Below are 14,167 nucleotides of genomic sequence, written 5' to 3' on the forward strand. Positions count from 1 at the left end.
AGGGTTGGGGCATCAGGCCACTACAGCCGCCCCTGCCCCTTCAGCCATTCCCGCACCAGGAACAGCGCGCTCACGTTACGCGCCTCATTGAAGTCAGGATCTTCCAGCAAATCCATCAGGTGCGCCAGTGGCCAGCGAACCTGGGGCAGCGGCTCCGGCTCGTCACCTTCCAGCGATTCAGGGTAAAGATCTTCAGCCACCACAATGTTCATTTTGCTGGAAAAATAGGAGGGAGCCATGCTCAGCTTTTTCAGAAACGATAGCTCTTTCGCGCCAAACCCAACCTCTTCTTTCAGCTCGCGGTTTGCTGCTTCAAAGACCGTTTCACCCGGATCAATAAGCCCTTTCGAGAAACCCAGTTCATAAGATTCCGTGCCCACTGCATACTCGCGGATCAAAATCAGATGGTCATCAACAATGGGGATGATCATCACCGCTTCACGCGATGAGGGGCGCATACGTTCATAAACGCGACGCACGCCGTTGCTGAACTCCAGGTCCACACTTTCGACATTAAACAGCCGGGATTTCGCGACAGTTTCAACACTCAGAATGGTGGGTTTTTGTAGTGGTTTGCTCATCTTGACGGGTCTTTGAAGTGTGAACTGACTTTATTGTGCGATACGCCGCACGGTTTCGGCAATGTCAATTGTTCTTTATTTACATTTGTGCAACCTGACAGGAATCAATCCTCAAATCAAAACAAATGTCAAGAGGTTGAAATGTTTCCAGGAATTTGCTGATATCGCGCCATGACAGGCTTTGCTATCATCATCGGTCACTGGGATGCGCTGCAGAATGCTCAAGTTCGACTCCATGCTTGCCGATAGCCAACCACAGACTCTCATTCATTGTTAAAGGTGCACTGACTACACCTGTAAGAAGATAAAGTAAGATGGGGAAAGCATGAGCACCATTTTGATCGTTCTCGCTGCTATGCTGGCCGGCGCTTTAGTTGCAGGGTGGGTATACAGGCGTCGCGTACAGCGTCGTTTCAGGCTGCCCTTTTTAACGGCCTTTGCCGGTGCCACAACGCGTAAACTCACGCAAGAAGAGCGCGATGCTGTTGAGAACTATCTCGAAACCCTCAACCGTTCCCAGTTAACGCCCGGGCCAACGGGGGCTACTGCTGCGCCGGTCACCCTCAATCTGAACGCACAAAGCGACACCGTGCTCTGCGTGACGCGCTCCATCACCCGTTATGGCATCACGACGGACGATCCCAATAAATGGCGTTACTACCTCGACTCCGTTGAAGTGCATCTGCCTCCCTCCTGGGAGCAGTACATTAATGACGAAAACAGCGTTGAGCTTATCCATACCGATTCGCTGCCGCTGGTCATCTCCCTGAACGGCCATACGCTGAATGAATACATTCATGAAGCACCGCGCTTTGCGCTGGAACGCGCGAGTTCAAAGCAGGCCTCCATTCGCGGTGAAGAGACCGAGCAAATTGAACTGCTGAACATTCGTCAGGAGACTCATGAAGAGCACGCCCTGAGTCGTCCGGATGGCATTCGCGAGGCGGTCCTGATTGTGGCCGCCTTCCTGCTCTTTTTCTTCTGTCTGCTGACGCCGGATGTGTTTGTCCCATGGCTCGCGGGCGGTGCGCTGCTGCTGTTGGCCGCCGGGCTGTGGGGGCTGTTTGCGCCTCCGGCCAAAACCTCTTTGCGTGAAATTCACTGCCTGCGCGGCACCCCTAAGCGCTGGGGCCTGTTCGGTGAGAACGATCAGGAACATATCAACAATATCTCCCTCGGGATTATTGACCTTATCTATCCGCGCCACTGGCAGCCATGGATTGCACAGGATTTGGGGCATAAAACCGATATTGATATCTACCTTGACCGCCATGTTGTGCGTCAGGGGCGCTTCCTCTCCCTGCATGATGAAGTGAAAAACTTCCCGCTTCAGCACTGGCTACGCAGTACGGTTATCGCCGGGGGCGCAGCGCTGGTCTTTGCTCTGTTGCTGCTGTTCGTGCCGCTGGATATGCCCATCAAATTCACCCTGTCGTGGATCAAAGGGGCACAAACCGTAGAAGCCACCAGCGTTAAGCAGCTGGATGACGCTGGCGTGCGGGTGGGTGATACGCTCCGTCTGAAGGGGACCGGGATGTGTAACATCCACACCCCAGGGGCCTGGAATACCCGTCAGAACTCGCCGTTCATGCCGTTCGACTGCTCGCAAATCGTCTGGAACGATGCGCCGCCGTTGCCGCTGCCGGAATCAGATGTCGTCAATAAAGCCACTGCGCTCACCCAGACGCTCAACCGTCAACTGCACCCGAAAACCGATGATGATTCACGCGTCAGCCCTGCCCTGCGTTCTGCCATTCAGAAATCCGGAATGGTACTGCTGGATGACTTTGGCGAAATCGTATTGAAAACGCAGGATTTATGTTCAGCACAGGATGAGTGCGTTCGCCTTAAAAATGCGCTCGTGAACCTGGGTAACAGCAAAGACTGGGACTCGCTGGTGAAGCGCGCCGAAGCGGGTCGTCTGGACGGCGTGAACGTGCTACTGCGCCCGGTGAGTGCCGAATCGCTGGATAACCTGGTGGCGACCTCTACCGCGCCGTTTGTGATGCGTGAAACCACCCGTGCGGCCCAGGCGCTGAATAGCCCGGCGCCTGGCGGCTTTGTGATTGTCAGCGATGAAGGCAGCGACCTGGTCGATCAGCCTTATCCGCAGATTGCCCTGTACGACTACCCGGCTCAGGAACAATGGGGGCAGTTCCAGCGTCTGGCGCAGATGCTGATGCAAACGCCATTCAGTGCCGAAGGGATTGTGACCAGTATCTTTACCGATGCCAACGGTACGCGCCATATCGGCCTGCACCGGATGCCTGACAGCGCGGGTTTATGGCGTTATATCGGTACATCACTGCTGATGATCGCCATGCTGGTGTCTATTTTCTGGAACGGCATCATGGCCCTGCGCCGTTACCAGCGTTCGCGCACCCGGCTTGCTGAGATCCAGCAATACTACGAAAATTGCCTTAATCCTAAGCTGGTCCCCTCCTCTGAGAGCCTGATCGGATAACATCGCTGCGCGACAAGTTGTGCTACCCTGTCGCGCACGTTTCTTCTGGCTGGAGTTCCCCTATGCATCTTGATATCGCCTGGCAGGAGGTTGATACCGTCCTGCTGGATATGGACGGCACGCTGCTCGATCTCGCCTTCGATAATTACTTCTGGCAAAAGCTGGTCCCGGAGACCTATGGCGAACAGCAGGGTATCTCCCCGGCAGAAGCGCAGGAATTCATTCGTTCGCAATATAGCGCGGTGCAACATACGCTAAACTGGTACTGTCTGGACTACTGGAGCGAACGACTCGGTTTGGATATTTGTGCCATGACCACCGCCCAGGGCCCGCGCGCCGTACTGCGTGAGGACACCGTGCCCTTCCTGGATGCGCTGAAAGCAAGCGGCAAGCGCCGTATTTTGCTGACCAACGCCCATCCGCATAATCTGGCCGTGAAGCTGGAACATACGGGTCTTGCGTCACACCTTGATTTATTACTTTCCACCCACACATTTGGTTATCCGAAAGAGGATCAGCGGTTGTGGCATGCGGTGAAGGAAGAGACCGGTTTACAGCCGGAACGCACGCTGTTCATTGATGACAGCGAGCCCATTCTGGATTCCGCCGCGGCGTTTGGCATTCGCTACTGCCTGGGCGTGACCAATCCTGACTCCGGCCTGGCGGACAAAAGCTATCTGCGGCATCCGGGGCTGGGTGACTATCGTCAGATGATCCCCTCACTGACCGTGAAGGAGACGCCATGAAAGAAAAACCCTCAGATGGGGTAAGACTGGATAAATGGCTGTGGGCAGCCCGTTTTTATAAAACGCGCGCCCTTGCCCGCGAGATGATTGACGGCGGAAAGGTGCATTACAACGGCCAGCGTAGCAAGCCGAGTAAGCTGGTTGAACTGAATGCCACCTTAACGCTGCGTCAGGGCAACGATGAACGAACGGTGGTGATTAAAGCCATTACCGAACAACGACGGCCCGCATCTGAAGCCGTACAGCTTTATGAAGAGACGGCTGAGAGCATTGAAAAGCGCGAAAAGACCGCGCTGGCGCGCAAAATGAATGCGCTGACCATGCCCCACCCGGACCGGCGACCGGATAAAAAAGAGCGCCGCGATCTGATGAAATTTAAACACGGTGAGACCGAGTAACCCTCACCTGCACGAGAGACTATTATGGCCCAACACGACCAATTACACCGCTATCTGTTTGAACAATTCGCCGTGCGTGGCGAGCTGGTCACCGTATCCGAAACCTGGAAACAGATTCTGGAAAACCACAACTACCCGCTGCCGGTGAAAACCCTGTTGGGCGAACTGCTGGTTGCCACCAGCCTGCTGACCGCCACGCTGAAGTTTGCCGGTGATATCACCGTGCAGCTGCAGGGTGATGGCCCGATGTCGCTGGCCGTGATCAACGGTAACAATCAGCAGCAGATGCGCGGCGTCGCGCGCGTTCAGGGCGACGTTCCTGAAAATGCCGACCTGAAAACGCTGGTGGGGAATGGCTACCTGGTGATCACCATCTCCCCGGAAGAAGGTGAACGCTATCAGGGCGTGGTCGGTCTGGAAGGCGATACCCTGGCCGCCTGTCTGGAAGATTACTTCATGCGTTCAGAACAGCTGCCAACTCGCCTGTTCATCCGTACCGGTGAAGTAGACGGGCAACCCGCTGCAGGCGGTATGCTGCTGCAGGTTCTGCCCGCACAGGATGCGCAGACCAATGATTTTGAGCACCTGGCGACGCTGACCGAAACCATCAAGGCGGAAGAGCTGTTCAACCTGTCGGCGACCGATGTGCTGTGGCGTCTGTATCATGAAGAAGAGGTGACGGTTTACGATCCACAAGCCGTGGAGTTTAAGTGCACCTGTTCACGTGAACGCTGCGCTGGCGCACTGAAAACCCTGCCGGATGAAGAGATCGACAGCATTATGGCTGAAGACGGTGAAATCGATATGCACTGTGACTACTGCGGTACGCACTATGTGTTCAACTCGATGGATATCGCTGAGATCCGCAACAACGCCTCTCCGGCGGATCCGCAGGTTCACTGATTCATAAAGCAACGGCTCCACAAGGAGCCATTTTGTTAACGCACCAGTGCATTATCGTAGTTTATCTCTACGCGTTCACCGAAGATCTCAATATCCGCCCACGGCTTCACAACGGGTTTCACCTTCCCCTGCTGCACTGCGCGTTCCAGCTCTTCCCGTGATAAACCATCAGGCATTTTCCAGGTATCGCCTGCCAGCTTCCAGCCGGTACCGGTTTGCGTGTACACCACAATCGTGCGGTCGCTAAACTGATAAATCACCGCTTCAGGCTTGCCGTCGCCATTCAGATCCAGCGACATCAGTAAGCAGGTTTTCCGCTCGCGGCTGCAGGAATCAAATCGGTACAGGTTATTCAGCATCGCCTGCCATAACCCCTTGTCGGGGCGAGACGTACCCGGTGCGAGTGTGAACTGCTTCTCAAGCATCCCGGCTGTCATCTTCCCTGCTCCGTCCCGGTTTCCGCTGAGAAGGCCGTACAGCTCACGCTGGCGCTTTGGCTCAGCCATAAACTGCCGATCGTATTGCAGCGTCTGCATGGCTTCGCGTCCCTTACGCCCGCTGTTGCTGAGCATATAGAGGCTGACCTGATCCGCGTTGATGCGCCCGTCATGATAACGGGACATGTGGCTTTCAACGCTGATACGCCACGGATCAAGCACCGGCGTATGAATCAGGATCAGGAGAATAAGCGCAAGTAACCCCGTTAGCGGGATAACGGACGCCTGCAGCTTTTGTGCCTGGCGGCGACAGAAGACAACGCTTATGCAAAATCCTACCGCCCAGACCAGCGCTACCAGCGTAATGAGCACGCCATACAGACGCTCCGGCGACCAGCCATATTGCGAAATGCGCAGCCATAACGCCCACCCTGCTAACACCGGATAGGCGGGAACGATAGCGATGGCGAGACGAACCATCCCGTTGAGAAGCGCATAGTAAGGTAGCGTCTGACGCTGCGGATGCCAGACAATCGTCACCAGAAAAAGGAGCAGTAGCGCTAAGGCGGTCAGCAGGCCCGCCGCGGATATCCGTGCTGAAATGGCCTCAAAGCCCATCACGGGCAATGCGCCAATAAACAGCAGGGCTAAGGCCGCCATCAGAGGCAACAGGCCAGTGGCGATCAGGGTAAGCAGATTTTGTAATGCGCGCATCAAGCGCACCTGCATACGCGCCAGCACGGCGACACTGGCAGAAACCACGCCAATCGCCACTGAAATAAACCAGTCAGACTGGAAGAAAAGGCGATCAAAAAACTGAATGCCAATGAGTTTGAAGAGTTCAGCCCAGAGGAAAAGCACCAGCCAGAAGAGGCCGTTGGAGATAAAAATAGTGAGTATAGTCAGCGCGTTGTGCCAGTGCTTATCGTAAAAATCACTGTAGAACGAGGCCGTCGTCGCAGGCGACAGACGCCTTTGCAGCCATGGCAACATCAATAGCATCATCAACAGAAGATGAAAGCCCCAGACAAGCACGGCCTCTTTAATTTCCCAGTGTTCAAGCCCGGACACGCTCCACTTAAGCCAGGCCCCCATACCGGCGACAACAGCGCCAACGATCGCGAGCGCCAGCCAGAGTAACGGTTTTCTGAATGACGTCACGGAAAGCGCGACAGTGGCGGTCATCGCCACCGTTGCAGGCATCACGCACAAAGACCACACCGTATCGGATGGCAATTTCGCATACGCGATGTACTCGCTGATCCCGTAGCAAATCAGCCCCTGTAAAGCGCCCACCAGCACGATGGCCAGGCGCGTTGAAGGGGATAACGTTTCACTGTTTTCCATCTCTCATCCCTTTTCCAGAAAAGCGTATTGTTTCATCAATCCGCGGACGACATGAATCGTTTTCATACTGTAACCCTTACGTAATTTTCTTACGTGTATGCGATTACATTCACATTCTTTCCGATAAAATCACCAGCCATTAACCTTTTCGGAACATTTTCCCCAACAAAAAAGCGATTCCTGCGATAATCCGCCTGCCCTGTGACTGGAGTCGCAGCGTTTTCCGTTAGTAAGGGTTTTGACCAGATACGTAAATCTATGAGCCCCGTCGCGGTTAACAACCTCAGAAAAACCCTACAATTTCAGGCAGTACATATTGGCTAAGGAGCAGTGATATGCGTGTTACTGGTTTAACCCCGCAAGATCTCAAGGCTTATGGTATTCACGACGTCCAGGAAATCGTCTACAACCCCGATTACGATACGCTGTATCAGGAAGAGCTCAATCCAGCACTGGAAGGATACGAGCGAGGTGTGTTGACTAACCTTGGTGCTATCGCCGTCGATACCGGTATCTTTACCGGTCGTTCGCCGAAAGATAAGTATATCGTCCGAGACGAAACCACCCGCGATACGCTGTGGTGGGCTGACAAGGGCAAAGGGAAGAACGATAACAAACCGCTCTCCCCGGAAACCTGGCAGCATCTGAAAGGGCTCGTCACCCAGCAACTTTCCGGCAAGCGTCTGTTCATTGTCGACGCTTTCTGCGGCGCTAACGCCGACACCCGTCTTTCCGTGCGTTTTATCACCGAAGTGGCCTGGCAGGCGCATTTCGTGAAAAACATGTTTATTCGTCCAACCGACGAAGAGCTGCAGACGTTCAAACCCGATTTCATCGTGATGAACGGTGCCAAATGCACCAACCCACAGTGGCAAGAGCAGGGCCTGAACTCCGAGAACTTTATCGCCTTTAACCTGACCGAGCGTATCCAGCTGATTGGCGGTACCTGGTACGGCGGCGAGATGAAGAAAGGCATGTTCTCGGTCATGAACTACCTGCTGCCGCTGCGCGGTATCGCCTCTATGCACTGCTCAGCGAACGTCGGTGAAAAAGGGGATGTGGCGGTGTTCTTCGGCCTGTCCGGCACCGGTAAAACCACCCTGTCTACCGATCCAAAACGTCGTCTGATTGGGGATGACGAGCACGGCTGGGATGACGACGGCGTGTTTAACTTCGAAGGCGGTTGCTACGCGAAGACCATTCGTCTGTCTGAAGAAGCTGAACCGGATATCTTCCATGCCATCCGCCGCGATGCGCTGCTGGAAAACGTCACCGTACGTGCCGACGGCTCTATCGACTTCGACGACGCATCCAAAACCGAAAACACCCGCGTTTCCTACCCGATCTACCACATCGACAACATTGTGAAGCCGGTGTCGAAAGCAGGTCATGCGACGAAGGTGATTTTCCTGACGGCGGATGCGTTCGGCGTGCTGCCGCCGGTTTCCCGCCTGACTGCCAGCCAGACGCAGTATCACTTCCTCTCCGGTTTTACCGCCAAACTGGCGGGCACCGAGCGGGGCGTGACGGAGCCAACCCCAACGTTCTCCGCCTGCTTCGGCGCGGCCTTCCTGTCGCTGCACCCGACGCAGTACGCAGAAGTGCTGGTAAAACGCATGCAGGCCTCCGGGGCGCAGGCGTACCTGGTTAACACCGGCTGGAACGGTACCGGCAAGCGTATCTCCATCAAAGATACCCGCGCCATTATCGACGCCATTCTGGATGGTTCTCTGGATAACGCTGAAACCTTCACCCTGCCGATGTTTGATCTGGCTATTCCAACGGCGCTGCCGGGCGTGGATACGCATATCCTTGACCCGCGTAACACCTACGGATCCCCGGAACAGTGGCGTGAGAAAGCGGAAACGCTGGCGAAGCTGTTTATTGAGAACTTCGAGAAGTATACCGATACCCCGGCGGGTGAAGCGCTGGTGAGTGCGGGACCGAAGCTGTAGGTAAAAGCAAAAAGGCAACGAAAGTTGCCTTTTTTAATGGTTTCTCCCTCTCCCCGTGGGAGAGGGCCGGGGTGAGGGCATCAGGCCGCACCCCGATTACCCCTCTTTCACCTGCCCCCGCGTCACCGGCACCGGCAACCAGGCGCGAATGCTCAACCCACCCCGCTCGCTGGTACCAATCTCCAGCAACCCGTTATGGTTATCAACAATACGCTGCACAATCGCCAGGCCTAAACCGGTTCCGCTGGTACTGCGCGCGCTGTCGCCGCGCACAAACGGCTGGAACAGATGCTTACGCTGCTCGGGCTTGATACCCGGACCGTCATCTTCCACCTGGAACCAGGCGCGGTTGAGTTCCGATCCGCTGCTGACTTTAATCCAGCCATTACCGTAGCGGGCCGCATTCACCACCATGTTTGCCACCGCGCGCTTGATGGAGAGCGGGTGCATACGAACCTGAATTTCACCGGCCTGAAGGTCGGTATCAATCTCACGCTCGTAGCCGCTTTCAGCCGCCACCACTTCGCCCAGCACCGCGTTCAGGTCAGCCATCTCCATCGGCATCTCCTGCCCGGTACGCAGGTAGTCAATGAACTGCTCAATGATGGCGTTACACTCTTCGATATCCTTGTTGATGGACTCGGCGAGATAACCGTCCTCTTCGCCCATCATCTCCGTCGCCAGTCGGATACGCGTGAGTGGCGTACGCAGATCATGGCTGACGCCCGCCATCAGCAGCGTACGGTCATCCGCCAGCTGTTTGACGCCAGCCGCCATATGATTAAACGCGCGCGTCACCGAACGCACCTCCGATGCGCCATATTCACGTAGCGGCGGCGGAATGATCCCTTTACCGACCTGGAGCGCAGCGTGTTCCAGGTCGACCAGCGGTCGATTCTGTATACGGATAAACAGCCACGCGCCGCCTATCGCTAACAGCATGATGGCAAGGGTGTAGCGGAACAGCGGCGAGAAGTCGCCCTGGTGGATTTCGGTCAGCGGAACACGCACCCAGATATTGGGCGACAGCCAGGTTTTCAGCCAGACGACCGGCGAGCTTTTGTTGACCTCAACACGCACCTCCGTCGGGCCCCCCAGCTGCTGCGCCATCTGCTGGCTGAGGAATTCATAGTGCTGCGCCCAGCGCAGACCCGCGTCTTCCGCCGCTTCATTCGAGTAGAGCGAAATGCCCAGTTCACGGTAGATTTCACGGCGAAACGCCGGAGGAACCACTAACTGCGTGCCGTCCTCCAGCTGCAGTTTATCGGTCATCAGCATACGTACTTCGTACGCCAGGACCTTATTAAACTGCTGAAGGCTCGGCAGGATCGCAAAGTTCAGCACCACCAGGTAGGTTGTCACCAGGCTGACAAACAGCAAGGTGACAATCAAAAGCAGGGTACGGGCAAACGAGCTTCGCGGTGAGAAGCGCATTCGCCTCATGCTTTAGCGCCGTCCGGGACGAACACGTAGCCCAGACCCCATACGGTCTGAATATAACGAGGATGCGCCGGATCTTCTTCCACCATGCGGCGCAGACGAGAGATCTGCACGTCGATGGAACGTTCCATTGCCGAGTATTCACGGCCGCGCGCCAGGTTCATCAGCTTGTCACGGGAGAGCGGCTCACGCGGGTGGCTGACCAGCGCTTTCAGTACCGCGAACTCACCGCTGGTGAGCGGCATTGGCTCGTCTTCACGGAACATCTCACGCGTACCGAGGTTCAGCTTGAACTTCCCGAACGCAATCACCGCTTCTTCCTGCGACGGTGCGCCTGGCAGTTCGTTCGCCTGACGGCGCAGCACGGCCCGAATACGCGCCAGCAGTTCACGCGGGTTAAACGGTTTAGGAATGTAGTCGTCAGCGCCAATTTCGAGGCCCACGATACGGTCAACCTCTTCCCCTTTCGCCGTCACCATAATGATTGGCATGGGGTTGCTCTGGCTGCGCAGACGGCGACAGATAGAGAGCCCGTCTTCGCCCGGCAGCATCAGGTCGAGGACCATAAGATGGAAGGATTCACGGGTCAGCAGGCGGTCCATCTGCTCAGCGTTCGCGACGCTACGAACCTGGAAGCCCTGCTCGGTCAGATAACGTTCCAGCAGCGCACGCAGGCGCATGTCGTCATCCACGACCAGAATTTTGTAGTTCTCTTGCATTGTGTGTACTCCCAAAGGTTCGGATAGTCTAATAACAGCGTATTCTAAAAAAGTGCACGGGTTCGACCAGCGAATTCTGGTATAAATTCTAGTCGAAATTGTTACAAAGCATATTTAACAGCAGCTTATCTGCACAATTCATCACATAAATGATTATTAACGCTGTCTGATAGACTACGTGATACGTAATGTGCGCAATGTTTGCAATGAAGTCGAGTCTGAAGGTCACAGTATGAAAACGCCCCTGATCACCCGCGAAGGGTACGAAAAACTCAAAAAAGAGATGGATTACCTGTGGCGCGAAGAGCGTCCGGAAGTGACCAAAAAAGTTACCTGGGCGGCAAGCCTGGGCGACCGCAGCGAAAATGCTGACTACCAGTACAACAAGAAGCGGCTGCGTGAGATCGATCGTCGGGTACGCTATCTGACCAAATGTCTCGAGAATCTTAAAATTGTCGATTATTCACCGCAGCAGGAGGGCAAAGTCTTCTTCGGCGCGTGGGTAGAGATCGAGAATGATGATGGCAATACCCTGCGCTTTCGCATTGTCGGGTACGACGAAATTTTTGGACGTAAGGATTACATCTCCATCGACTCGCCGATGGCCCGCGCGCTGCTGAAAAAGGAGGTGGGTGATTTAGCCGTCGTCCAGACGCCTGCCGGAGAAGCGAGCTGGTACGTCAATGAGATCACCTACGTAAAATAGTCCGAGAGCGCCCTCCACGGCTGGCATTTTACCGTGTCAGCCCGTATAACTATCCCCTGATTTTTGACCCACAAGATGATAAAGCCATGATGAAAGATTCGCTCTGCCGCATTATTGCGGGTGAACTTCAGGCCAGAGCCGAACAGGTAGAAGCTGCCGTTCGCCTGCTTGATGAAGGGAACACCGTGCCGTTTATTGCACGTTATCGTAAGGAAGTCACCGGCGGTCTGGATGACACGCAGCTGCGTAACCTGGAGACCCGTCTGGGCTACCTCCGTGAACTGGAAGACCGCCGTCAGGCAATCCTCAAATCCATCGGCGAACAGGGCAAACTGACCAGCGATCTGGAAAAGGCCATTAACGGCACCCTGAGCAAAACTGAACTCGAAGACCTCTATCTGCCCTACAAACCGAAGCGCCGTACGCGCGGGCAGATTGCAATTGAAGCAGGTCTGGAGCCGCTGGCCGAGCTGCTGTGGAACGAACCGTCACACGACCCGGAAACCGAAGCGGCCAAATTTATCGACGCTGACAAAGGCGTGGCAGACACCAAAGCGGCTCTTGATGGCGCACGCTACATTCTGATGGAGCGCTTCTCCGAGGATGCCGCCCTGCTCTCCCGTGTGCGTGATTATCTGTGGAAGAACGCCCACATCATCTCTACCGTGGTGGCAGGCAAAGAAGAGGAAGGCGCGAAATTCCGCGACTACTTCGATCACCACGAACCGATTTCAACCGTGCCTTCTCACCGTGCGCTGGCCATGTTCCGCGGCCGTAATGAAGGCGTGCTGCAGCTCTCTCTCAACGCCGACCCGCAGTTTGATGAGCCGCCAAAAGAGAGCCACTGCGAGCAGATCATCACCGATCACCTCGGCCTGCGCCTGAATAACGCCCCGGCAGACAGCTGGCGTAAAGGCGTGGTGAGCTGGACGTGGCGCATTAAGGTGCTGATGCACCTCGAAACCGAACTGATGGGCACCGTGCGCGAGCGTGCGGAAGACGAAGCAATCAACGTCTTTGCCCGTAACCTGCATGATCTGCTGATGGCCGCACCTGCTGGCCTGCGTGCGACCATGGGTCTCGATCCGGGTCTGCGTACCGGCGTAAAAGTGGCGGTGGTTGACGGCACCGGCAAGCTGGTGGCAACCGACACCATTTACCCGCATACCGGTCAGGCGGCGAAGGCCGCTGTAGTGGTGGCCGCACTGTGCGAGAAATATAACGTTGAGCTGGTGGCTATCGGCAACGGTACGGCCTCCCGCGAAACCGAACGTTTCTACCTCGACGTGCAGAAACAGTTCCCGAAAGTGACGGCGCAGAAAGTGATCGTCAGCGAGGCCGGGGCGTCCGTCTATTCTGCGTCAGAGCTGGCGGCCCAGGAGTTCCCGGACCTGGACGTCTCCCTGCGCGGTGCGGTCTCTATCGCCCGTCGTCTGCAGGATCCGCTGGCGGAACTGGTGAAGATCGACCCGAAATCCATCGGTGTGGGCCAGTATCAGCACGACGTGAGCCAGACGCAGCTGGCGCGTAAGCTGGATGCGGTGGTGGAAGATTGCGTAAACGCCGTGGGCGTGGACCTGAACACCGCCTCCGTTCCTCTGCTGACCCGCGTGGCAGGCTTAACCCGCATGATGGCGCAGAACATCGTTGCCTGGCGTGATGAGAACGGCCAGTTCCAGAACCGCCAGCAGTTGCTGAAGGTAAGCCGTCTGGGGCCGAAAGCGTTTGAGCAGTGTGCGGGCTTCCTGCGCATCAACCACGGCGATAACCCGCTGGATGCGTCAACCGTTCACCCGGAAGCCTACCCGGTGGTTGAGCGCATTCTGGCAGCGACCCAGCAGGCACTCAAAGACCTGATGGGCGACAGCAACGCGCTGCGCAACCTGAAAGCGGTCGATTTCACCGACGAGCAGTTCGGCGTGCCGACCGTGACCGACATCATCAAAGAGCTGGAAAAACCGGGCCGCGATCCGCGTCCTGAGTTCAAAACCGCGACCTTTGCCGACGGCATCGAGACCATGAACGACCTGCTGCCGGGCATGGTGCTGGAAGGCGCCGTCACCAACGTCACTAACTTTGGCGCTTTTGTCGATATCGGCGTGCATCAGGATGGCCTGGTGCATATCTCATCGCTCGCCGACAAGTTCGTTGAAGATCCGCATACGGTGGTCAAAGCGGGCGATATCGTGAAGGTGAAAGTGCTGGAAGTGGACCTGCAGCGCAAGCGAATCGCGCTGACCATGCGTCTGGACGAGCAGCCAGGTGAAACCAACGCGCGCCGCGGCAGTAACGGCGGTGGCCGTGAGCAGCAGCGCCCTGCCGCCAAAGGCGCGAAGCCGCGCGGGCGTGATGCGCAGCCAGCGGGCAACAGCGCGATGATGGATGCGCTGGCGGCCGCGATGGGTAAGAAACGCTAAGGTTGTAAATGCCCCTCACCCTAACCCTCTCCCCAAAGGGGAGAGGGAACTTGA

Annotated in this window: 11 protein-coding genes; 7 read left to right on the forward strand and 4 right to left on the reverse strand. The window is 56.2% G+C overall.

All coding sequences use genetic code 11. The features are described from left to right. Nucleotides 1-20: 20 nt before the first annotated feature. A complete protein-coding gene (gene nudE, locus AK59_RS0104665) occupies nt 21-581 on the reverse strand; it encodes an ADP compounds hydrolase NudE (RefSeq protein ID WP_029882167.1) in 561 nt (186 codons plus the stop codon). A gap of 325 nt (nt 582-906) precedes the next feature. Between nudE and AK59_RS0104670 the strand changes: the two genes are divergently transcribed. From AK59_RS0104670 to hslO, 4 genes are all read left to right on the forward strand, one after another. Then, nucleotides 907-3,045, forward strand: a complete 2,139-nt coding sequence (locus AK59_RS0104670; protein ID WP_013099081.1) for an intracellular growth attenuator family protein — start codon at nt 907-909, stop codon at nt 3,043-3,045. 62 nt (nt 3,046-3,107) lie between these two features. After that, a complete protein-coding gene (yrfG, locus tag AK59_RS0104675; protein WP_013099082.1) occupies nt 3,108-3,791 on the forward strand; it encodes a GMP/IMP nucleotidase in 684 nt (227 codons plus the stop codon). Continuing rightward, nucleotides 3,788-4,189 (forward strand): ribosome-associated heat shock protein Hsp15, encoded by a 402-nt coding sequence (gene hslR / locus AK59_RS0104680; RefSeq protein ID WP_013099083.1) that lies wholly within the window; start codon nt 3,788-3,790, stop codon nt 4,187-4,189. The genes yrfG and hslR overlap by 4 nt, the downstream gene beginning before the upstream one ends. Before the next feature lie 24 nt (nt 4,190-4,213). Beyond that, nucleotides 4,214-5,092: an Hsp33 family molecular chaperone HslO gene (gene hslO, locus AK59_RS0104685; RefSeq protein ID WP_013099084.1), complete on the forward strand. Its 879-nt coding sequence runs from the start codon at nt 4,214-4,216 to the stop codon at nt 5,090-5,092. A 35-nt stretch (nt 5,093-5,127) separates the two neighbouring features. On the opposite strand, the gene AK59_RS0104690 is transcribed toward hslO, so the two are convergent. Further along, a complete protein-coding gene (locus AK59_RS0104690; protein WP_029882168.1) occupies nt 5,128-6,876 on the reverse strand; it encodes a DUF4153 domain-containing protein in 1,749 nt (582 codons plus the stop codon). A 335-nt stretch (nt 6,877-7,211) separates the two neighbouring features. Here AK59_RS0104690 and pckA point away from each other — a divergent pair, with 335 nt between their 5' ends. Beyond that, nucleotides 7,212-8,831, forward strand: coding sequence for a phosphoenolpyruvate carboxykinase (ATP) (gene pckA / locus AK59_RS0104695; protein WP_014833557.1), 1,620 nt, complete (start codon nt 7,212-7,214; stop codon nt 8,829-8,831). A gap of 96 nt (nt 8,832-8,927) precedes the next feature. Here the strand turns inward: pckA and envZ are convergent, their stop codons facing one another. Both envZ and ompR read right to left on the reverse strand, forming a co-directional pair. Further along, nucleotides 8,928-10,274 (reverse strand): two-component system sensor histidine kinase EnvZ, encoded by a 1,347-nt coding sequence (gene envZ, locus AK59_RS0104700; protein WP_029882169.1) that lies wholly within the window; start codon nt 10,272-10,274, stop codon nt 8,928-8,930. Next, entirely contained in the window at nt 10,271-10,990 is a 720-nt protein-coding gene (gene ompR / locus AK59_RS0104705) for an osmolarity response regulator transcription factor OmpR (RefSeq protein ID WP_006177890.1), read from the reverse strand. Before ompR ends, envZ begins: the two co-directional genes overlap by 4 nt. A 232-nt stretch (nt 10,991-11,222) precedes the next feature. Here ompR and greB point away from each other — a divergent pair, with 232 nt between their 5' ends. Both greB and AK59_RS0104715 read left to right on the forward strand, forming a co-directional pair. Further along, nucleotides 11,223-11,696, forward strand: coding sequence for a transcription elongation factor GreB (gene greB, locus AK59_RS0104710; protein WP_013099090.1), 474 nt, complete (start codon nt 11,223-11,225; stop codon nt 11,694-11,696). Between the two features lie 86 nt (nt 11,697-11,782). Then, on the forward strand, nt 11,783-14,113 hold the full coding sequence (locus AK59_RS0104715) for a Tex family protein (protein ID WP_029882170.1): 2,331 nt from the start codon (nt 11,783-11,785) through the stop codon (nt 14,111-14,113). Nucleotides 14,114-14,167: the final 54 nt, after the last annotated feature.

The sequence above is a fragment of the Enterobacter sp. T1-1 genome (assembly GCF_000710795.1).
Lineage (GTDB): Bacteria > Pseudomonadota > Gammaproteobacteria > Enterobacterales > Enterobacteriaceae > Enterobacter > Enterobacter cloacae.

Bases quoted from the DNA above. Each gene is read 5' to 3' on its own strand.
- nudE (WP_029882167.1), bottom strand. From the start codon at position 581: ATGAGCAAACCACTACAAAAACCCACCATTCTGAGTGTTGAAACTGTC.
- AK59_RS0104670 (WP_013099081.1), top strand. From the start codon at position 907: ATGAGCACCATTTTGATCGTTCTCGCTGCTATGCTGGCCGGCGCTTTA.
- yrfG (WP_013099082.1), top strand. From the start codon at position 3,108: ATGCATCTTGATATCGCCTGGCAGGAGGTTGATACCGTCCTGCTGGAT.
- hslR (WP_013099083.1), top strand. From the start codon at position 3,788: ATGAAAGAAAAACCCTCAGATGGGGTAAGACTGGATAAATGGCTGTGG.
- hslO (WP_013099084.1), top strand. From the start codon at position 4,214: ATGGCCCAACACGACCAATTACACCGCTATCTGTTTGAACAATTCGCC.
- AK59_RS0104690 (WP_029882168.1), bottom strand. From the start codon at position 6,876: ATGGAAAACAGTGAAACGTTATCCCCTTCAACGCGCCTGGCCATCGTG.
- pckA (WP_014833557.1), top strand. From the start codon at position 7,212: ATGCGTGTTACTGGTTTAACCCCGCAAGATCTCAAGGCTTATGGTATT.
- envZ (WP_029882169.1), bottom strand. From the start codon at position 10,274: ATGAGGCGAATGCGCTTCTCACCGCGAAGCTCGTTTGCCCGTACCCTG.
- ompR (WP_006177890.1), bottom strand. From the start codon at position 10,990: ATGCAAGAGAACTACAAAATTCTGGTCGTGGATGACGACATGCGCCTG.
- greB (WP_013099090.1), top strand. From the start codon at position 11,223: ATGAAAACGCCCCTGATCACCCGCGAAGGGTACGAAAAACTCAAAAAA.
- AK59_RS0104715 (WP_029882170.1), top strand. From the start codon at position 11,783: ATGATGAAAGATTCGCTCTGCCGCATTATTGCGGGTGAACTTCAGGCC.